The organism is Moraxella sp. (assembly GCF_024227015.1).
In the GTDB taxonomy this organism is placed as follows: Bacteria; Pseudomonadota; Gammaproteobacteria; order Pseudomonadales; family Moraxellaceae; genus Moraxella.
In genome coordinates this window covers 1-640 of record NZ_JAAELD010000092.1, presented here as the reverse complement: position 1 = coordinate 640, position 640 = coordinate 1, and the positions used below count along the sequence as shown (strand labels likewise).

Sequence of the window (640 nt, the reverse complement as noted above, 5' to 3'; positions counted from 1 at the left end):
GATCAAACCGAACGTGTGCAGTTTCAAATCGGTAGTGTGTTCTAATGAAAGCGGTTAACATTAAAGCGTTGATTGATGCCATTGAGCTATATCAAGCAGTGCTCAATAAAGACGACTTGGCAGGCGTGGATAAATCTGTAAGCCGTGTGGCAGAATTAGGCAAGGCTTGCCCTGACAGTGTGTCTTTTTTATCCAATGGTAAATATCAAGATGAGTTACAAAACAGTCAAGCAGGCGTGGTGCTGATTTCTGAAAAATTTAGCCAACATCTAGCCACTGCCAATCCTGATACGCTGTTTATCATTGTCAAAGATGCTTATCTGGCTCATGCTAGCATCAGCACGTTGTTTGCTTATCAAGGCACGCATGGCATTCATCATACTGCCATTATTAGCTCAACCGCATACATTGGACAAAATGTTCATATCGGAGCGTATAGCATCATTGGCGATGATGTGGTGATTGGCGATGATGTGGTGATTGAGCGGTCTGTAACGGTTGATGCAGGCGTGCATATCGGGCGAGGTAGTTTTATCGCCAGCGGGGTAGTGATTGCTCATCATAGCATGATTGGCGAAAATGTACGCATTCACAGTCAGGCATCTATCGGCAGTGAAGGCTTTGGTTTTGCTCCTAAAAT

General features: G+C 44.4%; 1 protein-coding gene. It reads left to right on the top strand.

The features are described from left to right. Positions 1 to 44 precede the first annotated feature (44 nt). Positions 45 to 640, top strand: a 596-nt coding sequence (locus GY683_RS02080; protein ID WP_297287173.1) for an LpxD N-terminal domain-containing protein, incomplete at its 3' end; no start/stop codon positions are given.